We start from the raw sequence: 21,293 nt of genomic DNA, 5'->3' as shown, positions 1-21,293 counted from the left end.
TTTCAAAACGGCTCAGAGGAAAAGCGTCGCAGGCGTCGTCCGTTGAATTCGGAAATGCGCACGCTGTGAAATCGAGAGAATTCAGGGCGTGAAAAGCGGCAGGCCGGGGCGCGGATGGTGGACCGGGCGGGCGGAGCACGGGCGCGGTGCGCCACGGGTGCGGGGCGATCACCCCGCCGGACGTGATGTACGGCACGCCCCCGCGGTGCGCCGGCACTCCCGGCGGGCGATTCCTCCTGCGCAGCGCTTGATCGGCGATCAGCTGGGGCGAACTGCCTGACCACAGCGCATTCCGCTCATTTGACAGTGCGCTGAGCCCACAGATAGGAAGCAGCGGACAGAAGTCGAGAGGTGCACTGTGTACGAGCCGAACGTGGTCGGGGACTGGCAGGAGTACGACGAGCATGCCGGTCTGCGGGTCCGCGTCCATCGTCTGGAAGCGGGCGAGCCGCCGCGCGGGCGGGACGACGCCGCCGAAGGGCTGTCGTACTTCCGGGTCCGGGTGACCGTGGAGAACCGGGGCGAGCGCCCCGTGTGCATTCATCTCGAGGACGGCCAGATCGACGTGCGCACCGGCCCCGACGGCGAGAGCGCATTCATCGACTGGCGCAACTCGCAATTCATCGAGGGATTCGACGTCTATCCGCTGCGCCGCGCCACCGCCGTGGTCTACGCGGCCGCGCCCGAGGCGTCGCTGGCGCAGGTCGACGTCCAGGTGCAGGTGCGCGCCGACGAGGAGTGGGCCGGACGCCGGCTGTGGACGGGCGGCGTCGGCGTCCTCGAACCCGCGCCGGGCGCGACGGCCGGGACGGCCCGGGAGAGCCTCGCCCAGCAGGTCAGCCTGTTCCTCCAGGAGCAGGCGGAGGAGGGCACCGCCTGACCCGCCCGCCCCGGGAGGTTCAGTGCGGGATGCCGTCGATGACCTCGCGGGCGCCCTGACGCAGCAGCGCCACGGCGACCGAGGTGCCGAGCGTCGCCGGGTCCAGTCGCCCCGCCCACTCGTGGGCGTTCAGCCGGGTCTTGCCGTCCGGGGTGAACACGCAGGCGCGCAGGGACAGTTCACCGCTGCCGTCCACGCGGGCGAGCCCGGCGATCGGGCTGTTGCAGTGCCCTTGCAGGACGTGCAGCAGCATGCGCTCGGCGGTGGTCTCGCGGTGCGTGCCGGGGTGGTTGAGGACGGCGACGGCCTCGATCAGACCGGTGTCGTCCTCCCGGCACTGCAGGGCGAGGACGCCCGCGCCGACCGGCGGCAGCATCACGTCAGGGGACAGCACCTCGCTGATCGCGTCGGTCCGGCCGATCCGCTCCAGGCCGGCGGCCGCGAGCAGCAGCGCGTCCACCTCGCCCTCGGCCAGCTTCGCCAGCCGCCGGTTGGCGTTCCCGCGCAGCGGCACGCACCGCAGCTGCGGATGGGTGGCGGCGAGCTGCGCGACCCGGCGCACCGAGGAGGTCCCGACGCGGGTGCCGGGCGGCAGCTCGTCCAGAGGGAGACCGTCCGGGTGCACCAGCGCGTCGCGGACGTCGTCCCGCTCCAGGAACGCCGCGAACACCGTGCCCGCCGGGAGCGGCCGGTCGGCGGGGACGTCCTTCACGCAGTGCACCGCGAGATCCGCCTCGCCGGCCAGCAGCGCGGCGTCCACCTCCTTGGTGAACGCGCCCTTGCCCTCGACCTTCGACAGGTCGCCCAGCCACTTGTCCCCGGTCGTGCGCACGGGGACGACCTCGGTGCGCACGCCGGGGTGGGCTGCGGTCAACTCGGCGCGGACGCGCTCCACCTGGGCCAGCGCCATGGGCGAGTCGCGGGAGACGATACGGATCAGTTCCGGGACGGCCATGCCGCCACGATAGACCCCCGCCGGCCCTCCCGTGCCGGGGGCACCGTGTCGTGCCCCCTGGCGTCAACTCACCCATGACGGTCATGTGTTCGGGCCGAGGGTGAAGGTCACCCGTTGGGGTCGAAGGGAATGCCGGACGGCTTGGCGGCGGCGAGGTGGGAGGCGAAGCTGCCGTCCTTCAGGCCGAAGTGGGCGCTGCCGAAGTCGTGGGCGACGAGCTTCTCGCGCAGGCCCGGGGGATAGCCGTTCCAGCCGACCAGCGGCGGGTACTGCCAGGCGCCCTTGTGGTTCTCCGGCGGTTCGTCGCCCGCGCCCGCCAGGCGGAAGCAGTGGGTGCTGATGCCGTCCTTGTGGTAGACGACCTTCGCGTGGGTGCCCTCGAAGCGCACCGACGAGCGGGGGTGGATCGTGAACGAGCCGTGGTTGGACGTCGCCACGTACTGCACGGTGTCGTTCTGCACCCACACCACCACGTGCTCCCAGTCGTGGCGGTGGCCGCCGAGACTCACTCCGGGGATGGCCTGGTCCTTCTCGAAGTAGAGCGCGTAGACCACGGCGCACCAGCCGTTGTTGCACGTGGCGCGCGAGTAGCTGTTGGTGGTGTCCAGGTCGGACGCGTCGCGGCAGTTGCCGTTGAGGGCGCCGGTCGGGTTCAGGCCGGGGTTGAGGGTGCCGTCCGGGCCGATCGCCGCCGTGGAGTAGCAGCCGTCGGTGTCGTAGTCGAAGGCCGGCTGGTAGGTGCTCTCCAGGGCGTCGGCGTTGGCCGGAAGCGCGGGCGGGGGAGCGGCGAAGGCCGTGGCGGGCAGGGCGACGACCAGGGCGGCCGCACCGGCCAGGCCGGTCAGCCATCTCCTGGCGTGTGTACGGGACGTGCTCGATGACACTGCGTCCTCCTCGGGACAGGCGCAGCCCAACTGCTGTGGGGGGCTGGGGAGTTCACAGCATCCCGGTCAGACGTGCGCATGCCAAGAGGGGATCGGGGTGTGGGCGGGGAAATGTCGGTGTCGACGGCGGGAAGCGTGGGTGTCGGCGCGGGAGCGCGGCCCGGGCGGGACGGGGCCGCTCCCGGATCACACCGGGTCGTCGGGGAGGTCGGCCGCCGCGTCCTCGGGCGCCAGGTCCGGCCGGAGCCGCAGCCAGGACGGCTGGCGCAGCATCCCCTCCCGGGTGCGGGTGCTGTAGCGCACCTCGCCGACCAGCCGGGGCACCACCCAGCGGGCGCCCGGGACGGCGGGCGGCGGGTCGAAGGGGCACACGTCGCTCGCCGCGGCCTTCAACAGCGCGGCCAGCTCGGTGCGTTCGGTCTCGCTCCAGCCGGTGCCCACGCCCCCCACGTACCGCAGCCGGCCCCCCGCCCGCTGCCCGACCAGGACGGCGCCCGGCAGCCCGGTCAGCCGGCCCTTGCCCGGCAGCCAGCCGCCGACCAGCACGTCCTCGCTGCGCATGTTGCGGATCTTGATCCAGGCGCGGGAGCGGACCCCCGGCTCGTACACCGAGTCCAGCCGCTTGCACACCAGACCCTCCAGGCCGTGCTCGGCCGTGGCCCGCAGCGCCTGGGCGCCGTGACCCACGAGCGCGGCCGGGGTGGACCAGAACGGCCCGTCGAGCCCGAGGCCCAGCAGCTCCTCGCGGCGGCGGACGTACGGCTCGCGGAGCAGCGACCGGCCGTCCAGGTGCATCACGTCGAAGAGGATCAGATGCACCGGCACCGTCTCCGCCCGTCGGGCCGCGCGGGCGGGGGAGTGGGCCAGGCCCATCCGCGACTGGAGCAGCTGGAAGCTGGCCCGGCCCTCCGCGTCGAGGGCGAGGATCTCCCCGTCCAGCACGGCGGACCGCGACCCGAGCGCGGTCGCCAGCGGACGCAGCTCGGGGTAGGCGCCGGTGATGTCCTGGCCGGACCGGGCGCGCAGCACGATGCCGCCGTCACCCGCGAGGTACACCACCGCCCGCTGCCCGTCCTGCTTGGTCTCGTACGCCCAGCGCGCGTCCGCCGACGGGGGCGGCAGCCGGCCGGGCGTGGCGAGCATGGGCGGGATCAGCGGCAGGGTCACGGGTGAGGTGTGGACGCGGCCGCCCGGCTCCACGCGTCCGGCCTCGCTGTTTCGCCCGAACGGAGCGGCCGAACGGGGCTGGAGCAGCTCGGGAACGGGGGCGGAGCAGGGTCGGAACGGGGCCGGGCGGGGCCGGAACGGGGCCGGGCGGGGCCGGGCGGGGCCGGGCGGGGCCGGGCGGGGCCGGAGCGGAATCCTCCGTTCCTAGCCGCTCAATTGATTGAGTTACGCAATGAGATGGTAAAGTGCGGCCATGTCCACACCCCCGCCTTCCGACGTCTCCGCCTCCCCGGAAGTGATCGAGATCGAGCGCGCGCTGTACCGCATCACCTACCTCACCTCGCGCGCCCGGCAGCACGAGCGGCTGATGGCCGCGGCGGGAGTGCCCCTGGACCGGGCCGGGGCGGCGCTGCTGCGGAACATGGCCGACGCGGAGCCGATGCGGCCCGGGGAGCTGGCGGCGCGCCTGGGGGTGGAGGCCTCGCACGTCACGCGCACGGTGCAGCACCTGGAGAGGTCCGGCCACGTCGTCCGCGTCCCCGACCCCGACGACCGCCGCGCCCAGCGCATCGAGCTCACCGACGCCGGCCGGGACGCCGTCGCCCGGATCCGCGAGACCGGGGTCCGCAGCATGCAGGACGCCCTCGCCGGCTGGTCCGCGGAGGACCTGCACACGCTGGCCACGCTCTTCCACCGCATGGTCGACGACTTCCTCGCCCACGCGGCCGGCATGGACGACCGGTCCCCGGCGGACTGAGCCCGACCCTCCCGTGCCGCCCCTGCCTTACCGTCCGGTAACCTGCGCGGCAGTCACCGGAGGAGGAACCGTGTCACGGTCCGCACGCTCGCCCCTGCTGCTCGCCGGCCTGCTGGCCGCCGCGGGCACCGCCCACTTCGCCGCGCCCCGGCAGTTCGACCACATCGTCCCGCGCTCCCTGCCCGGCTCGCCCCGCTCCTGGACGTACGCCAGCGGCGCCGCCGAGCTCGCGCTGGCCGCCGGACTGGCGCTGCCCCGCACCCGCAAGGCCGCCGCCCTCGCCGCGGCGGCGTTCTTCGTCGGGGTGTTCCCCGCCAACGTGAAGATGGCCGTCGACTGGCGGCACCGCCCCGCCCCCCAGCGGGCCGCCGCGCTCGGACGGCTGCCGCTGCAGGTGCCGCTGGTGCTGTGGGCGCGCGGCGTCGCCAAGAACGCCGGACACACCGGAAACGCCGGAAACACGGGGGGCAGGGCATGAGCGCGCGCGTGGAGAAGGGCGACACGGTCGAGGACTTCGCCGCGCCGGACGAGACCGGCACCGTCCGGCGGCTGTCCGAGCTGCTCGCCGACGGCCCGGTCGTGCTGTTCTTCTACCCCGCCGCCCTGAGCCCCGGCTGCACCGCCGAGGCCTGCCACTTCCGTGATCTCGCCGCCGAGTTCGCCGAGGTGGGCGCCCGCCCGGTCGGCGTCAGCGCGGACCCGGTGGAACGCCAGGCCGAGTTCGCCGGACGGCACACCCTCGGCATGCCCCTGCTGTCCGACGCCGACGGCGCCCTCCGCGAGATGTTCGGCGTCAGGCGGGGCATCTCCGTCGCCCCCACCAAGCGGGCCACCTTCGTCATCGGCCAGGACCGGACCGTGCTGGAGGTCGTGCGCAGCGAGCTGCGCATGAACGCCCACGCCGACAAGGCGCTCGCCGCCCTGCGCGCCCGCCGGGGCTGAGGCGGCCCGCACCCCGGACGCACGCGCCGCGGTTGAGAGGCGACGGCCGCGGGACGATGCTGGACCAATGGACGACGCCTCCGCCGCGCTGGTCGTCGATGCCCGCGGCGTCGTGACGGGGTGGAGCGAGGGAGCCCGGCGGCTGACCGGGTTCTCCGCCGACGAGGCCGTGGGACGTCCCGTGCGGGACCTGCTCGCCGAGGAGCCGGGCAGCGGGGAGACCCCGCCCGGCCGTCCGCCCCTGCCCGTGGGAGCCGCCACCGTGCGTCACCCCGACGGCCGCACGGTGACGCTCCGGCTCGCCGTGTGCCCCCTGGCCGGACCCGGCGACGGGAACGCCGGGTACGTGATCACCGCCGCTCCCGCGGGCGAGCGGGAGACGTCGCTGGCCGGCCGGGTCTTCGAACAGTCGTCCCTGCCCCTCTCGGTGTGCGACACCGACCAGCGTTTCGTCCTGCTCAACGCCGCCGCCTGCGAGGCGATGGGCGGCTCCGAGGAGTCCCTGCTCGGCCGGACCTTCCTGGACGTGACGGGCCTCAGCGACGGCACCCGCGCCATCGACCGGCACATGCGCATGGTCGCCGAGACCGGCCGCCCGATGCGCGACGAGACCTACAGCCAGGCCGCCGCCGACCCGAACCAGCAGGCGTGGGACGTGGAGATGTGGCCGCTGCGCGACACCACCGGCCGGGTGGTCGGCACCGCGCTGGCCGGCCTGGACAGCACCGAGCAGCACCGCGCCCGCCGCCGGCTGGCCCTGCTCGACGAGGCCACCTCCGCCCTCGGCACCACCCTCGACGTCGTCCGCACCGCCGAGGAGCTCGTGGCGCTGCTCGTGCCGGCCTTCGCCGACTTCGCCGCCGTCGACCTGCTCGACTGGGTGCTCGACGCGGAGGCGCCCCCGCTGCGCGGCGACCTCGACGTGGTGATGCGCCGCGTGGCGCACGCCTCCGCCGGCCCGAACGCGCCCGCCACCGTCGTCCCCCTCGGCCGCACCGACGTCTACCCGCCCTACTCGCCGCCCGCCCGGGCGCTGCGCGAGGGTGCGGCGGTGCTCGCCCGGACGGGCGAGCCGGACTTCGACCGCTGGATGGCCGAGCGCGGCGCACAGTCCCTGCGGACGGCCCGGAGGACGGCGACACCGCCCCCCGGCATCCACACGGAGCTGGCCGTGCCGCTGCGCGCCCGCGGCACCACGCTCGGCGTCGCGATCGCCGTCCGCAACGTCCGCCCCGACGCGTTCACCGAGGACGACGCCGTCCTGGCCGAGGAGATCGCCGGACGGGCCGCCGTGTGCGTGGACAACGCCCGCCGCTTCGCCCGGGAACGCGCCACCGCCCTGACCCTCCAGAACAGCCTGCTGCCCAAGGTGCGGCCCGGAGAGGCCGCCGTCGAGATCGCCCACCGCTACCTGCCCACCGCGGCCGCCGCGGGCATCGGCGGCGACTGGTTCGACGTCATCCCGCTGTCCGGCACCCGGGTCGCCCTGGTCGTCGGGGACGTCGTCGGACACGGCATCCCCTCCACGGCCACCATGGGCCGGCTCTGCACGGCCGTGCGCACCCTCGCGGACGTCGACCTGCCGCCCGAGGAACTCCTCACCCACCTCGACGACCTGGTCACCCACCTCACCGCCGACGACCGCGACGACGTGCCGGAACTCGGCGCCACCTGCCTGTACGCCGTCTACGACCCCGTCTCCCGCCGGCTGACGGTGGCCGCCGCCGGACACCCCGCCCCGGCCCTGCTGATGCCCGACGGGACCTGCCGGCTGGTGCCGCTGAACGCGGGACCTCCGCTGGGCGTCGGCGGCATGCCGTTCGAGGCGACCGAGCTGGAGCTGCCGGAGGGATGCGTCGTCGCGTTCTACACCGACGGGCTGGTCGACGGCCGCGACCGCGACGTCGACCACGCCACCCGGGAGCTCTGCCGCGCCCTGACGGTGCCCGCGGAGTCGCTGGACGCCCTGTGCGACGTCGTGCTGAAGCACGTGCTGCCCGAGGAGCCCGGCGACGACGTCGCCCTGCTGCTCGCCCGCACCCGCGCCCTGGGCGCCGGGCAGGTGGCCACGCGGGACGTCGCCCCGGACCCCGAGGAGGTCGCCCCCGTGCGGCAGTGGGCGCTCGACCGGCTGGCCGCCTGGGGCCTGGAGGACATCTCCTTCGTCACCGAACTGGTGGTGAGCGAGCTGGTCACCAACGCCATCCGCTACGGGGAGCCCCCGATCCGGCTGCGCCTGATCCGCGACCGCAGCCTCATCTGCGAGGTGACCGACGCCAGCTCCACCTCGCCCCATCTGCGACGGGCGCACGCCTTCGACGAGGGCGGCCGAGGGCTGCTGCTGGTCGCCCAGCTCACCCAGCGCTGGGGAAGCCGGCAGGCGGACGGCGGCAAGACCATCTGGGCGGAACAGGCCCTGCCACGCCACTGACCCGCCGCCCCGCTGGACCCCTGGTGGTCAGCCGTCCTCCTGCGCGACCTGCGCGAGCGTCCGTCCCGTACGGGCGGAACGGGCCCGGCGGGGGTCCGGCGCGCCCCGACCGCCGGATCCGCCCTTGGCCGCCCGCACCAGCAGCCACGCCTCCTCGCCGTCGTCCCCGCCCCGGAAGCGGGTGAGGGCGTACTCGCCGCGCAGCTTCGAGCCGTGCAGCCGGAACGTCGCGTGGCCGCGCTCCAGCGACTCGGCGAAGTCCACGGCCCGGCCCCGGCGGTCGTGGCTCAGCGGCTCGTACGTGCCGTGGTCCCAGACGATCACCGTGCCCCCGCCGTACTCGCCGCGCGGGATGACGCCCTCGAACTCCTCGTACTCCAGCGGGTGGTCCTCCGTCGGCACGGCGAGACGTTTGTCCCGCGGGTCGGCGGACGGGCCCTTCGGCACCGACCACGACTTCAGCACGTCGCCAACCTGGAGCCGGACGTCGAAGTGCATCCGGCGGGCGTCGTGGATCTGCACCACGAACCGCGGCCGGGCGGACTGCGCCTCTCCCGGGGTCCCTCCGCGCGGCTCCCCGGTCCGGTCGAAGTGCCGCCTGCCGTGGTAGTCCCCCAGCCGGTCCGGTCCGCCCACCGCGCCGCTCCCTTCGCCGGTGCGTCCGTACGCGAGGGTCCCGGGTACCCGGTCAGAACTCCTCGTGCACCTCCGGGTCGCCGCCGATCCGCCGGTGCGCCCGGTCCGAGATCGTCCGCATCTGGGCGTCGTCCAGCTCGAAGCCGAACACGTCCAGGTTGGCGCGCTGCCGCTGAGGGTCGGACGACTTCGGCACCGGCACCGCGCCCAGCTGGACGTGCCAGCGCAGCACCGCCTGCGCCGGGGTGACGCCGTGCGCGTCGGCGACGGCGGCCACCGCGAGGTCGTCCAGCAGCCGCGAACCGCGGCCCAGGGGGCTCCAGCTCTCGATGAGCACGCCCTTGTCCGCGTGGTAGGCGAGCAGCTCCTCCTGCGGGAAGAACGGGTGCAGCTCGACCTGGTTGACCGAGGGCAGCACCCCGGTCTCCTTCTCCAGCCGCTCGATGTGCGCGGGCGTGAAGTTGGAGACGCCGATCGAGCGGACCAGGCCGTCCTCACGAAGCTTGATCATGGCCTTCCAGGAGTCGACGAACCGGCCGACGCGGGGGAGCGGCCAGTGGATCAGGTACAGGTCGACGTACTCCAGGCCGAGGCGGGCGCGGGACTCCTCGAAGGAGGCGAGGGTCTCCTCGTAGCCGTGGTGGCGGCCGGGGAGCTTCGTCGTCACGACGATCTCCTCGCGCGGGACGCCGGCGGCGGCGACGGCCCGGCCCACACCGGTCTCGTTGCGGTAGTTGGCCGCCGTGTCGATCAGGCGGTAGCCGGCCCGGAGGGCCGAGGTCACCGCCCGCTCCGCCTCGGCGTCGTCCATCGGCCAGGTGCCCAGGCCCAGGGCGGGGATCGTGGTGCCGTCGTGGAGAGTGTGCTGCGGGATGCTCGTCACGGGAAGGGCCCTCCGGTCGCGGTGTCGTCCTCCCAGCGTCGGCCACGGCGGGGCCGGTGATCAACCGGACGGGCCCGGCGCGCCGCCCGGCGCCCTGTCGCCAGGGCACGCTCGTCCTGCCACGATCTCTCCGGGAGCCGGTCCGGCCGGGGCCGGCGGGTACGAGCGACGGAGTGGGACGCATGACGACGGACAGCCGTGCCGGGACGGATCGGGAGCACACGGGGACGGTGGAGGTGCGCCCCGCGGCGGGGCACATCGGGGCCGACATCACCGGCGTGGACCTCGCCGGGGACCTCGACGAGGGGACGGTCGCCGCGATCCGGGCGGCGGTGCTGCGCTGGAAGGTGGTCTTCTTCCGCGGCCAGCGCCTCGACCACGCCGGACACGTGGCGCTGGCCCGGCGGTTCGGCGAACCGGTCGTCCTGCCCCGCCGGGGCTCCGCCTCACCGGCGGACTTCCCCGAGATCGAGACCACCGCCGACCGCCTGGAACTGGGCGGCCGCTACGGCATGGACCACGACGAGTGGCTGCGGCGCCGCCGCCACACCGTGCTGCGCGGCTGGCACTGCGACCACGGCGCCCGCGTCGACCCGCCCGCCGCGACCATCCTGCGCGCCGAGACCGTACCGCCCTACGGCGGCGACACCACCTGGGCCAACCTGGCCGCCGCCTACGCCGGACTGTCCGCCCCCGTACGGGAGTTCGCCGACCGGCTGCGCGCCGAGCACCGGCTGGGCGTGGGCTACCAGCCCCGGCCCGGCGACGACGCCTACGTACGCCATCTGCTGGACCACCAGATTGCCACCGAGCATCCGCTGGTGCGCGTCCACCCCGAGACCGGGGAACGCATCCTGTTCGTCAACGGCTACTACGTCGAACTGATCACCGGCCTGTCCCGCCCCGAGAGCCGGGCGATCCTGGACATGCTGCTGGAGCAGGCCACCCGGCCCGAGTACACCGTGCGACTGCGCTGGGAGCCGGGCACCGTGGCGTTCTGGGACAACCGGGCCGCCATCCACCTCGCGCCCGCGGACACGGCCCACCTCGACCACCCGCGGATCATGCACCGCGTGATGCTCGCCGGCGACGTCCCGGTGGGCGTGGACGGCACGCCCTCCCTGCCCCTCACCGGCCCCGCACCCGGCCGCTGGTGACCGCCCTCACGTCAGCGGGACGGTCACCTCGTCCTCCACGGGCGGGGCGACCTCCTGCGCCCGCTGCCCGGTCGCCGCGAAGCAGCGCAGCCTGAGCTCCGTCGGACTCACGTCGATCCGCAGGAAGGATTTGAAGAACGGCGGGCTGTACGTGGCCGAACCGGGCGAGAACAGCGACTGGTACGCCTTGCGCACCGGCAGCCGCAGCCGCTTGCCCCGGTCCGGCCGGCGCCCGGTGCCGAGCAGCCCCGCGACCAGCCGCATCCGGCGTGTCACCCGGGCCGGCGCGCCCGGCGCGCGGGTCGGCCCGATGCCCAGGCGCTCGGCGATCACCGCCGCCGCCTCCGCCTCGGTCAGCGAGAAGAACCGGCGCAGCCGCGTCCGCCGCCCGTAGAGCGCGCTGTAGAAGGCGAGGGAGTCGCCGCGCAGCGGATAGCAGCGGAAGTCCGCCTCGGTGACCCCGGCGACGTCCACCCGGGGGATGGTGTGGGTGGCGTGCGTGAACGCCCCGCCGCCGCCCGCCACCACGTACTGGAGGGTGCGGCCGTCGTCCAGACGCACCGGGTAGCGCTGGTAGTTGTGGATGTCGCCGCCTATCGCGGCCACGTACCGGTGGGCCGGGTCGCGGACGATGTCGTCGACGGTGCCGCCGCCCTCGACCGGGCACGGGTGGTGTGCGCCGTCCACGTACAGGGGCGAGCCGGTCACCAGGATCTTCGGGCGCGGGCCGCGGGACACCTCGCGCAGCCACGCGCCCTGTTCGGCGTCGAGCGTGCCGAGCAGTCCGGTGTCGATGCCGACGATCCGTACCGGCCCCGCGTCGATCGCCCAGTACGGGCCCGGCTGCACGGCCCGCTGCGCGGGGGAGGAGCGCAACTTCCGTGCCTCGTCGAGGTGTTCCCCGTCGCCGGGGCGGGGCCGGTGCCAGAGCAGGGAGCGCAGCCAGGCGCGGGTGAGGGGGCGCGGCGCGGGGCCGGGCGGCAGCGGTCCGGCCGCGTCGCAGAAGACCCGCATGAAGCCGGCCAGGTCCTCGTACCAGTCGTGGTTGCCGGGTATCGCGTAGACCGGCGCCTGGTAGTCCTGGTACGGCCGGAAGAACTTGGGTCCGTAGTCGTCGGCGCCGCCGACCGGGTAGATGACGTCGCTGGCGAGCACGGCGAACGCGGTGTCCCGGCCCTCCTTCAACAGCCCTGGCACGACCGCGTACTGGGGCTCGCCGCCCTCGCCGGTGTCGCCGATCACCAGGAACGAGAAGCGGTCCGGGTCGTCGCGCCGGATCACGCGGTCGGCGGGCGCCCCGTCCGCCGCCGCCCGGGCCGCCCAGCGGGCCCTGACCTCCCCGGTGGGGTCGCCGAACCAGGAGGCCAGGACGCCGTTGCGGGCGGCCCACAGATGTCTCGGGTTCAGCCAGGAGATCTTCTCCGCCTGGCGCGGCACCAGCCGCAGATACTCACCGCGTGCGGAGGCGCCCCAGCCGGCGCCCTCGGCGGTGTCGCGTGAGGATTCGGACACGTGTGCACCGTAACAACGGTGCGGTGCGCGGACGGTGGCCGGGGCCCGTCACCAACCTGAGGCCGCGTTCGCCGAGTTGGGCGCCGGGTCAGAAGGTGCGGTCCAACAGGTCGAGCAGAGCCGCCCGGTGACGCTCGTCGGCCTTCTCGTCGTACGACGCCGTGTCGGACTGGGTGTAGCCGTGCGCGGCCCCCTGGTACACCTCGCAGCGGTGCCGGACGCCCGCGTCCGTCAGGGCCCTCTCCAGCCGCTCGATCTGCTCCGGCGGCAGCGACGGGTCCTCGTCGGCGTGCCCGAGGTACACCTCCGCGGTGATGCGCGGCGCCGCCAGGTGCGGGCTGTGAGGGTCGTCGGTCGCCAGCCGCCCGCCGTGGAACCCGGCCACCGCCGCCACCCGGTCCGGGAACGCGCCCGCCGCGCGCAGCGCCAGGCCCGCGCCCATGCAGTAGCCGACCAGCGCCACCGGCCCGTCCGCCGCCTCAGGCAGCCCCGCCAGGTACCGCAGATACGCGCCCGCGTCGGCCGTCGCGCACTGAGGCGTCAGCTCCGCCAGCGCCGGACGGAGCCGGACGAACAGCTCCCCGCGCGCCTCGCCGTCGATGAAGGCGGGCAGCTCCACCACCGGGGCCGGTCCGCGCCGGTGGAAGAGGTTCGGCACCAGCACGGTGTACCCGGCCCGCGCCAGGCGGTCGGCGGCCTCCCGCACCGTCGGGCGCACCCCGAAGGCGTCGGTGAGGCAGAGCACCGCCGGCCGGGGCGTGCCGTCCGCCGGACGCGCCAGGTACGCGTCGGCCGTCCCGTCCTCGGTGGGGACCTGGACCTCGGTCCCCTCCACGTCCGTCATCTCCCGCTCCTCTTCCCTCACTCGCAGTCCGCCGTCCGAAGTCCGCTGTCCGAAGTCCGCCGTCCGAAGTCCGTCACTCGAAGCGCGAGACGTCGCCCGCGCCCACCCGCACGACCTCCGCCTCGCCGCCGGAGAAGTCGATCACCGTGGTCGGCTCGGTGCCGCAGTCCCCGGAGTCCAGCACCGCGTCCACCACGTGGTCGAGGCGGTCCTTGATCTCCCAGCCCTGCGTCATCGGCTCGTCCTCGCCGGGCAGCAGCAGGGTGCTGGACAGCAGCGGCTCGCCCAGCTCCTCCAGCAGCGCCTGGGTGACCACATGGTCGGGGATGCGCACGCCGACGGTCTTCTTCTTGGGGTGCTGGAGCATGCGCGGCACCTCCTTCGTCGCGGGCAGGATGAACGTGTAGCGGCCCGGCGTCGACGCCTTCACCGCGCGGAAGACGTCGTTGTCGATCCGTACGAACTGGCCGAGCTGCGCGAAGTCACGGCACACCAGGGTGAAGTGGTGCCGGTCGTCCAGCTTGCGGATGGTGCGGATCCGGTCGATGCCGGTGCGGCTGCCCAGACGGCAGCCGAGCGCGTAGCAGGAGTCCGTGGGGTACGCGATCAGCGCGTCGTCGCGGATGGCGGCGGCGATCTGGCCGATGGTGCGCGGCTGGGGGTTGTCGGGGTGCACGTCGAAGTACTTGGCCATTCACCGAGCTTATGCCGCCCGCGCCCCCCGCCGCGGACCGCGGGCCCCGCGTCACCCTCCGGAGGAGGACGCGGCACCCGTCGCGCCGGGGTGAGCCGCGCCCACCCGTGGGGTAACGTCCCCCGTCCGGGCCACACGGCGAGGAAGACGAGGGGAAGGCCGAGGTGACGGGCGGAAAGGACACGGCGCACAGGACGGCGACGGAGGCGGCGGGGCGTCCCGACTGGGCGCGTGAACTGCTGGAGCACCTGCGGCCGGCCGGGCGTGACGTCCGCCGGGTCGTGGACTGGCTGGCCGGCGCGGTACGCGCGGAGGTGACCCTCCGCGACGAGGCCGGCACGACGCTCGCCGGGACCCCGCTGCCGCTGGACGAGACCCTCGCCGCGGACGTCGCCTCCGGACGGATCGCGTCCGCCGCGTGGGACGGGGACGGACGCCATCTGCGCCTGGTCCGCGTCGGGCACCCCACGGGCGCCTGCGTACTGGCCGTCTCCCGCGGGGAACCCTTCGACCGGCACGCCTCGGACGTCGTCACCCACACCGCACAGGTGATCGAACTGCTGCTCACCGCACACGAGACGCAGGCGGCCGGCGTCCGGCTCCGGCGGGCCACCGCCGACCTGCGGCTGGCGATCCTCCAGCTGCTGATGGTCGAGGACACCGTCTCCGCCCGGCGGGTCGCCGCCGGACTCTGGCCGGGCCTGCTGGACGCCGACACCGCCTGCGTCTACGTCCTGGAGTCCGACCCCGCCGTACGCGACCGGCTGGCCGCCGAGTGCATCGAACGCACCCGCGAGGAGGCGCTGGTGGTGCGCTGCCCGGCCGTGGACGGCCATGTGATCGTCCTCAGCCCGCGCGAGGCCACCGCCGGCGACCTGCGGTCCCTGGTGGAACGTCACCCCGACACCTTCGTCGGCGGCAGCGTCTGGCAGAGCCTGGCCCGCACCGCCACCGCCTACGGACAGGCCGTCAGCGCGCTGGCGGTGGCCCGGTTCCGGCAGGACAAGACGGCGGTGTACGCCGAGCGCACCCACCCCGAGCGGCTGATGGACCCCGCCGCGCTGCGCACCTGGGCGGCGCGGGTGCTGCGCCCGCTCGACGCGCTGCCCCACCACACCCGCGCCGAACTGCTCGCCACCACCCGGCTCGGCCTGGAGTTCACCGCCGTCGCCACCGCCAAGGTCCTCGGCGTCAGCCGCAACACCGTGCGCGCCCGCATGGACCGCGTGGAGTCCATGCTCGGCGTCGACTTCGACGACGTGACCGTACGGGCCGTCGTGCATCTGGCGCTGCACACCCAGATCAACCTGCTGGACGGTCAGGGGCCCGCCGACTCCGCGGCGAGCGCGCGGCGCCTGGCCGAACTGCTGTCCGGACCGGCCGTCACCTCCTGGGCGCACCAGTTGCTGGAACGCCTCGACGGCGACCCGCGCAACGTGCGCCGCACCCTGCGCACCTGGATCGCCGCCGGGGCCAACGCCGAGCGGGCGGCGCAGACCCTCGGGGTGCACGCCCAGACCGTGCGCGAGCACGTACGCAGTGCGGAACCGGTCCTGGAACGGCAACTCCTGGCCGCCGGGACCGATCTCTACGAGGTCGCCCTGGCCCATCTGGCGGTCGGCGAGCTGGAACAGCCGCTCTTCGCGGGGGAGTGAACGGGGCGATTCGGACTCACCTGTGCACAGGTGAGTGCCGTGGACCCGCACAGCGGGCATCGGCGCGGTACACAGACGCGCCTCGCCTTGCATAGTTTCGAGCCACGGCGGGGGCACGACCGGAACGGGGGACCGGTCGCGCTCCCGCCCTTGGTACGTCGAGGCATGCCTGAGCAGCGCCCTGCGCATGTTGCCGGCGGCCCGCCTGGAAGGCGGCTGAGCACGCCGTCACGAGGCTCGGTCACCGCGCAGCACCAGGTGGCCGGGCCTCGCCGTGTCCCGCCCGTCCGCCGTCCGCCCGTCCGGCAGGTGCCGCGGGCGTGCCGTCACGCTTCGCCGTGCTCCGGTCGCCGTACGTGGTGATCGGGGGCAGCATGGGCGTCGTACGCACGCCGCCGGCGGGGTGCGGCCGCGGGCGGGCGCAGCACGCCCTGCCTTCGCCGTGAACGGGCCGCGCACGCGTGCATGACGCCGCGGCGCCGGGTACCCGGGCCGCCCGCCAGGACCCGGCCCACGGCCCGGAGCAGCCGCGCCCCGGCCCGTCACCGGCCAGAAGCAGCAGCGCAAGGAGCCCATCGCATCATGACGGACACCTCGAGCCAGGGCCCCGCCACCGGCGACGACCGCAAGGTACTCACCAACCGGCAGGGCCACCCGGTCTACGACAACCAGAACCAGCGCACCGTCGGCTCCCGCGGCCCGGCCACGCTGGAGAACTACCAGTTCCTGGAGAAGATCAGCCACTTCGACCGGGAACGCATCCCCGAGCGCGTCGTGCACGCCCGCGGCGTCACCGCGTACGGCTGGTTCGAGGCGTACGGCACCTGGGGCGACGAACCGGTCTCCCGCTACACGCGCGCCAAGCTGTTCCAGGAGGCGGGCAGGCGCACCGACCTCGCCGTCCGCTTCTCCACCGTCATCGGCGGCCGGGACTCCTCCGAGGCCGCCCGAGACCCGCGCGGTTTCGCCGTGAAGTTCTACACCGAGGACGGCAACTGGGACCTCGTCGGCAACAACCTCGGCGTCTTCTTCATCCGGGACGCCATCAAGTTCCCCGACGTCATCCACGCCCTCAAGCCCGACCCGGTCACCTTCGAGCAGCAGCCGCGCCGCATCTTCGACTTCATGTCGCAGACGCCCGAGTCGATGCACATGCTGGTCAACCTGTTCAGCCCGCGCGGCATCCCGGCGGACTACCGCCACATGCAGGGCTTCGGCGTGAACACCTACAAGTGGGTCGACGCCGAGGGCAACACCAAGCTGGTCAAGTACCACTGGATGCCCAAACAGGGCGTGCGCTCCATGACCGAGGAGGACGCGGCCAACGTCCAGGCACAGGGCCTCGGCCACGCCACCAAGGACCTCTACGAGGCCGTCGCGCGCGGCGACCACCCCGAGTGGGAGCTGCTCGTCCAGATGATGGACGACCACGAGCACCCGGAGCTGGACTTCGACCCGCTGGACGACACCAAGACCTGGCCCGAGCAGGACTTCCCGCCGAAGCCGGTGGGCAGGATGGTGCTCGACCGGATGCCGGACGACTTCTTCGCGGAGAACGAGCAGATCTCCTTCGGCACCGGCGTCCTCGTCGACGGCCTGGACTTCTCCGACGACAAGATGCTCGTCGGCCGGACCTTCTCCTACAGCGACACCCAGCGCTACCGGGTCGGCCCCAACTACCTCCAGCTGCCGGTCAACCAGCCCAAGCACGCGCACGTGCGCACCAACCAGCGCGACGGCCAGATGGCCTACCACGTGGACGGCGGGGACAACTCCCACGTCAACTACGAGCCGTCGATCACGGGCGGCCTCAGGGAGGCCCACTATCCGACGCACGACGAGCAGGGCCCGGAGATCCGCGGCCGGCTCACCCGCAAGCGGATCGAGCGCACCAACGACTACCTCCAGGCCGGCCAGCGCTACCTGCTGCTGGAGGACTGGGAGCGCGACGACCTGGTGAAGAACCTCACCGGCATGCTGGCGCGGTGCGACCGGCCGGTGCGGGAGCGCATGGTGTGGCACTTCCTGCTGGTGGAGAACGACCTGGGCCGCCGGGTCGGCGAGGGCCTCGGCATCGTGCCGGAGGACGTCGCCCACCTGGAGCCGCTGGAGGGCCAGACCCTCACCGAGGAGGACCGCAAGCGGCTCGCCAGCCTCGGCGACAACCCGCCGCGCGACGTGACGGGGCTGACCATGACCCACTGCGTGCCCGACGAGCGGCACGTGGTGACCCGCTGACGCTCACCGCGACAGGGCCGACCGGGCGGCGGCGAGCGCCTGCCCGGCGTAACCCCGCCCGAACAGCACGGTGTGCACCAGCAGCGGGAACAGCTGGTGCACGCCGACGCGCGCCCGCCAGCCGTCGGCGAGCGGCGCCGCGTCCTGATAGCCCTCCAGCACGGCGTCCAGCAGCGGGCAGCCGAACAGCGCCAGCATCGCCAGGTCGGTCTCCCGGTGCCCGCCGTGCGCGGCCGGGTCGATGACCCGCACCCTGCCGTCCGCGCCCCACAGCACGTTGCCGTTCCACAGGTCGCCGTGCAGCCGCGCGGGCGGCTCGGCGGGCCCCGCGAGATCCGGCAGCCGTGCGCAGACCCGCTCGACCACGTCCGCCTCGCCGGCGTCCATCGTGCCCTCGTCGACCGCCCGGCGCAGATACGGCAGCACCCGGTGCTCCGCGTACCAGGCGGGCCAGTCGTCGCCCGTGACGTTGCGCATCGGGGCGAGCCCGATGAACGCCTCCACCGGCCCGCCCGGCGGCGGCGCCCCGAACGCGGGCGCCCCGGCCGCGTGCAGGCCCGCCAGCTCACGCCCGAACCGCAGCGCCGCCTCCCGGCCCGGCCGCCCCTCCGCCACCCGGTCGAGCACCAGCCACGGCCCCTCCCGGCCGTGCACGCACGGCACCGGAGGCGCGCCCGCCTCCGCCAGCCAGCGCAGCCCCGCCGCCTCGGCGCGCGCCGCCTCCGTGTCCTCGGCGCGCTTCACCACCACCGTGCGGCCGTCGTCCAGGACGGCCTCGGCGAGCGAGCCGGACAGCGGGCGCACCCCGGTCACCGCCCGCCCGGTCAGCCGCGCCGCCACGGCGCCGGGCCCCTCCTCGCCGGACGCGGGGGACGACACGGTCATCGGCGGCCTCCTCGGCTCGGCGGTCGCCCGGCGGCCCGACGGCCGGCCCGGCGGCTTCATGACGCGCCCAGCGTACGAGCCCGGCGCTGGCGGCGGGCGCGCGTACGGCGGGCGTGCGGCGGGCGCTCACGCGGGACGGTGAAAAAGCGGCTCCGCCCGATGCGGGCGCGCCACGCCGTGGGAGCCATGTGAACATGACCAGTTCATCGTTCCAGCGCACCCTCACCCTGCCCGCCACACTCTGCGAACAGGCCGTCCCGTACCTGGAACAGGCCGCCCGGCGGACGGTCGACGGAGCGGGGGTCCCGCTGAAGGCGTTCCGCGCGGCCGCCGAGGGCGACTGCACCCTCCCGGTCTCCGTGGTCGAGCAGGCGGCGGGCTGCCTGCTGGTCCTGGCCACCGAAACCGCGCAGAGCGTACGGCCCTCGGTGCTGCGCGCCACCATCGGCGTCGCCCTGTGCCTGCGCGACGCCGTCGAGGCGGTCCGCCGGCCCGCCCTCACCACCCGGTTCTGGTGACCACCCGGCCGCCTGCCCCCGCCGCATGGTCCCCGTCCCGCGGGGAACCCGGCGCACCGCACCCTCCACACTTCAGGAGAAGGACATGAGCCTGTTGCGCGTCCTCGGCCGGCCGATGCTGGCGTCGATCTTCATCGCGGGCGGACTGGACACCCTCCGCAACCCCCAGCGGGTGGCCGGGCTGGCCGAGCCCGTCGTACGGCCGGTCACCAGCCGTCTGTCCGCACTGCCGGACCGCACCGAGGACTCCGTGCGGCTGAACGGCGCCGTCCAGGTGGTCGCCGGACTGCTGCTGGCCACCGGACGGATGTCCCGCCCGGCCGCCCTCGCGATCGCCGTCACGCTGGTGCCCACCACGCTGGCCGCGCACCGCTTCTGGGAGGAGGAGGACGACGGCGACAAGGCCCAGCACCGCATCCACTTCCTGAAGAACCTCGGCCTGCTCGGCGGCCTGCTGATCGCCGCCGACGACACCGGGGGCCGGCCCTCGGTGCTGTGGCGGAGCCGGCACGCCGCCCACGACCTGCGCCGCGAGGCCCACATCGCCCGGCGCGCCTTCAAGGCCGGTGCCGGCCCCGGCGCGGCGGCCGGACGCGCCCGCGTCAAGCTGTCCCACTGACCACCGCGAGCGGGGCCGCCGGTTCCCGCGGCCCCGCGTCGCGAACCTCCCTGTGAGCAACCGCACTCGCGCGGCCAAGTGCCGCGCGGGCACGCGTCCTTGACCCCCGAGTCCCTCCACGGCGCCCGCCCGGTGGAGAGGACTCGGGGGTCCCTTCTGCCACGATGGTGCGCGCCCGATCCGGCGACGGGAACCGCCGCGCAGCGCAGCCGGCGTCCTCCTTCCCGCGCCCACTCAGCCGAGCCCCGAGGGGCTCCTCCCCGAGTAGCGCACCGTGTCTTCCACACCTTCCCCCGCCCCGGCCGGGTCCCGGTCGCCCTGGCGTTCCCTGCGGCACCGCAGCATGCGCTGGTGGTCCGTCGCCAATTTTGTGTCCAACGCCGGCACGTGGATGCAGCTGACCGTGCAGAACCTGCTGGTCCTCCAGATCACCGGGTCCGCCGCGGCCACCGGCCTGTCCATGTCCGTCCAGGCGGCCCCCGCCCTGCTGATGAGCGTCCTCGGCGGCGCGGCCGTCGACCGCTGGCCGCGCAAGCTGACCGCCGCCGTCAGCCAGGCCCTGCTCGCCGTCATCGCCTTCACCACGGCCACCCTGGTGGCGCTGGACCGGCTCGACATGACCACCCTGATGGTGCTGGCCGCCGTCACCGGCATGGTCGCCACCGTCGACAACCCGGCCTGCGCCCTGCTCGGCAACGACCTCGTCCCCGCCGAGGACGTGCCCTCCGCCATCGGCGTGGGCGCGCTGGTCTTCAACGCGGGGCGGCTCGCGGGCGCGGCCCTGGCCGGGGTGACGGTCGGCTTCCTCGGCACGGCGGCGGCCTACTTCGCCAACGGCTTCTCCTTCCTCTTCGTGACGGCGGTCATCCCGTTCCTGCGCCCGGCGGCGGGCGCGGTACGGCAGGCCGCGGCGGGGCGTGCCGCCCAGCGCCCCCGGTCCGGCATGAGCGTCCGCGAGGGGCTGGCCTTCTTCGCCCGCCGCCCGCGGCTGCTCGCGCTCGCCGGGGTCACCGGCATCAGCGCGGTGTTCGGCCGCAACTACGGTCTGACCCTCGCCGTCCTCGTCACCGGCCCGCTCGCGGGCGGGGCGGCCGCGTTCGGCACGGTGTCCACCGTCCTCGCGGCCGGCGGCATCGTCGGCGCGGTCCTCGGCGCACGGCTGCGGCGCCCCTCCGTACGGCTGGTCGGCGCCCTGGCCGCGACGGGGGCGCTGCTCCAGGTCGCGGCGGGTCTGTCGCCCTCGCTGGCGATGCTGCTGGTGCTGGTCCTGCCCATGGCCGTCGTCGAGTCCGTCTCCGACACCGCGGGCACGGCGGTCCTCCAGACCGACCCGCCCGCCCATCTGCGCGGACGCGTGCTGGGGGTGTGGGGCTCGATCGGCACGGTGTGGAGCCTGGGCGGGCCGCCGGCCCTCGGCCTCCTGATGGAACTGGCCGGCCCCCGGGGCGCCCTGATCACGGGCGGCGCGATCATCGCCCTCTCCTTGGCCTCCGGCCACCTCCTGCACCGCCGCAGGGTGACGACCCCGGTCGCGCTCACCAAGGACGCGGCACCTCAGCAGGCCCTGCAGACGGCTGCGTAGCCGGCGGAGCCTGAGAAACACGCGGTGGTGCGGACGCCTGCTTTCAGGGGCGCG

At 74.5% G+C, this 21,293-nt stretch carries 20 protein-coding genes; 11 read left to right on the top strand and 9 right to left on the bottom strand.

Translation table 11 applies throughout. The features are described from left to right. Positions 1 to 358 precede the first annotated feature (358 nt). On the top strand, positions 359 to 880 hold the full coding sequence (locus tag ACFOSY_RS30445) for a hypothetical protein (protein WP_394313127.1): 522 nt from the start codon (positions 359 to 361) through the stop codon (positions 878 to 880). Positions 881 to 899: 19 nt separating this feature from the next. On the opposite strand, the gene hemC is transcribed toward ACFOSY_RS30445, so the two are convergent. From hemC to ACFOSY_RS30430, 3 genes are all read right to left on the bottom strand, one after another. Further along, a complete protein-coding gene (gene hemC, locus ACFOSY_RS30440; RefSeq protein ID WP_394313126.1) occupies positions 900 to 1,835 on the bottom strand; it encodes a hydroxymethylbilane synthase in 936 nt (311 codons plus the stop codon). A 107-nt stretch (positions 1,836 to 1,942) separates the two neighbouring features. Beyond that, positions 1,943 to 2,719: an NPP1 family protein gene (locus ACFOSY_RS30435; protein WP_394313125.1), complete on the bottom strand. Its 777-nt coding sequence runs from the start codon at positions 2,717 to 2,719 to the stop codon at positions 1,943 to 1,945. Positions 2,720 to 2,905: 186 nt separating this feature from the next. Continuing rightward, on the bottom strand, positions 2,906 to 3,886 hold the full coding sequence (locus ACFOSY_RS30430) for an ATP-dependent DNA ligase (protein WP_394313123.1): 981 nt from the start codon (positions 3,884 to 3,886) through the stop codon (positions 2,906 to 2,908). Between the two features lie 253 nt (positions 3,887 to 4,139). On the opposite strand from ACFOSY_RS30430, the gene ACFOSY_RS30425 reads away from it, so the two are divergent. From ACFOSY_RS30425 to ACFOSY_RS30410, 4 genes are all read left to right on the top strand, one after another. Then, entirely contained in the window at positions 4,140 to 4,643 is a 504-nt protein-coding gene (locus tag ACFOSY_RS30425) for a MarR family winged helix-turn-helix transcriptional regulator (protein ID WP_394313120.1), read from the top strand. Positions 4,644 to 4,713: 70 nt separating this feature from the next. Then, entirely contained in the window at positions 4,714 to 5,121 is a 408-nt protein-coding gene (locus tag ACFOSY_RS30420; RefSeq protein ID WP_394313118.1) for a DoxX family protein, read from the top strand. After that, positions 5,118 to 5,585 carry a peroxiredoxin gene (locus ACFOSY_RS30415; protein ID WP_394313116.1) on the top strand — a complete coding sequence of 156 codons (468 nt, stop codon included), beginning with the start codon at positions 5,118 to 5,120 and terminating at the stop codon, positions 5,583 to 5,585. Before ACFOSY_RS30420 ends, ACFOSY_RS30415 begins: the two co-directional genes overlap by 4 nt. 67 nt (positions 5,586 to 5,652) lie before the next feature. Then, positions 5,653 to 8,016, top strand: a complete 2,364-nt coding sequence (locus ACFOSY_RS30410) for a SpoIIE family protein phosphatase (RefSeq protein ID WP_394313112.1) — start codon at positions 5,653 to 5,655, stop codon at positions 8,014 to 8,016. A 27-nt stretch (positions 8,017 to 8,043) separates the two neighbouring features. Here ACFOSY_RS30410 and ACFOSY_RS30405 read toward each other — a convergent pair whose 3' ends face one another. Further along, positions 8,044 to 8,652, bottom strand: coding sequence for a DNA polymerase ligase N-terminal domain-containing protein (locus ACFOSY_RS30405; RefSeq protein WP_394313110.1), 609 nt, complete (start codon positions 8,650 to 8,652; stop codon positions 8,044 to 8,046). Between the two features lie 52 nt (positions 8,653 to 8,704). Further along, a complete protein-coding gene (locus ACFOSY_RS30400) occupies positions 8,705 to 9,535 on the bottom strand; it encodes an aldo/keto reductase (protein ID WP_394313106.1) in 831 nt (276 codons plus the stop codon). A gap of 182 nt (positions 9,536 to 9,717) precedes the next feature. On the opposite strand from ACFOSY_RS30400, the gene ACFOSY_RS30395 reads away from it, so the two are divergent. Next, entirely contained in the window at positions 9,718 to 10,692 is a 975-nt protein-coding gene (locus tag ACFOSY_RS30395; protein ID WP_394313103.1) for a TauD/TfdA dioxygenase family protein, read from the top strand. A gap of 6 nt (positions 10,693 to 10,698) precedes the next feature. Here the strand turns inward: ACFOSY_RS30395 and ACFOSY_RS30390 are convergent, their stop codons facing one another. The 3 genes from ACFOSY_RS30390 to ACFOSY_RS30380 form a co-directional block, all read right to left on the bottom strand. Further along, the gene (locus tag ACFOSY_RS30390; RefSeq protein WP_394313101.1) at positions 10,699 to 12,204 is read right to left on the bottom strand and encodes a metallophosphoesterase family protein; all 1,506 of its coding nucleotides are present in this window, start codon (positions 12,202 to 12,204) and stop codon (positions 10,699 to 10,701) included. An 88-nt stretch (positions 12,205 to 12,292) separates the two neighbouring features. Continuing rightward, positions 12,293 to 13,048, bottom strand: coding sequence for a dienelactone hydrolase family protein (locus ACFOSY_RS30385; RefSeq protein WP_394313097.1), 756 nt, complete (start codon positions 13,046 to 13,048; stop codon positions 12,293 to 12,295). 73 nt (positions 13,049 to 13,121) lie between these two features. After that, positions 13,122 to 13,742, bottom strand: a complete 621-nt coding sequence (locus ACFOSY_RS30380) for an L-threonylcarbamoyladenylate synthase (protein ID WP_031019333.1) — start codon at positions 13,740 to 13,742, stop codon at positions 13,122 to 13,124. Between the two features lie 164 nt (positions 13,743 to 13,906). Between ACFOSY_RS30380 and ACFOSY_RS30375 the strand changes: the two genes are divergently transcribed. Both ACFOSY_RS30375 and ACFOSY_RS30370 read left to right on the top strand, forming a co-directional pair. Beyond that, a complete protein-coding gene (locus ACFOSY_RS30375) occupies positions 13,907 to 15,397 on the top strand; it encodes a PucR family transcriptional regulator (RefSeq protein WP_394313094.1) in 1,491 nt (496 codons plus the stop codon). A 582-nt stretch (positions 15,398 to 15,979) separates the two neighbouring features. Continuing rightward, the gene (locus ACFOSY_RS30370; RefSeq protein ID WP_394313092.1) at positions 15,980 to 17,635 is read left to right on the top strand and encodes a catalase; all 1,656 of its coding nucleotides are present in this window, start codon (positions 15,980 to 15,982) and stop codon (positions 17,633 to 17,635) included. A 3-nt stretch (positions 17,636 to 17,638) separates the two neighbouring features. Here the strand turns inward: ACFOSY_RS30370 and ACFOSY_RS30365 are convergent, their stop codons facing one another. Beyond that, a complete protein-coding gene (locus ACFOSY_RS30365) occupies positions 17,639 to 18,520 on the bottom strand; it encodes a fructosamine kinase family protein (RefSeq protein ID WP_394313089.1) in 882 nt (293 codons plus the stop codon). 194 nt (positions 18,521 to 18,714) lie between these two features. On the opposite strand from ACFOSY_RS30365, the gene ACFOSY_RS30360 reads away from it, so the two are divergent. The 3 genes from ACFOSY_RS30360 to ACFOSY_RS30350 all read left to right on the top strand — a co-directional run bounded on the left by ACFOSY_RS30360 (position 18,715) and on the right by ACFOSY_RS30350 (position 21,239). After that, positions 18,715 to 19,038, top strand: coding sequence for a hypothetical protein (locus ACFOSY_RS30360; protein ID WP_394313087.1), 324 nt, complete (start codon positions 18,715 to 18,717; stop codon positions 19,036 to 19,038). 85 nt (positions 19,039 to 19,123) lie between these two features. Then, positions 19,124 to 19,657: a DoxX family protein gene (locus ACFOSY_RS30355; protein WP_394313084.1), complete on the top strand. Its 534-nt coding sequence runs from the start codon at positions 19,124 to 19,126 to the stop codon at positions 19,655 to 19,657. Between the two features lie 343 nt (positions 19,658 to 20,000). After that, a complete protein-coding gene (locus ACFOSY_RS30350) occupies positions 20,001 to 21,239 on the top strand; it encodes an MFS transporter (protein ID WP_394313132.1) in 1,239 nt (412 codons plus the stop codon). Positions 21,240 to 21,293: the final 54 nt, after the last annotated feature.

The organism is Streptomyces lusitanus, assembly GCF_042647945.1.
Taxonomy (GTDB): Bacteria; Actinomycetota; Actinomycetes; order Streptomycetales; family Streptomycetaceae; genus Streptomyces; species Streptomyces pseudogriseolus.
The sequence above is the reverse complement of the archived record's forward strand: the minus strand, read 5'-3'. Positions and strand labels throughout refer to the sequence as shown.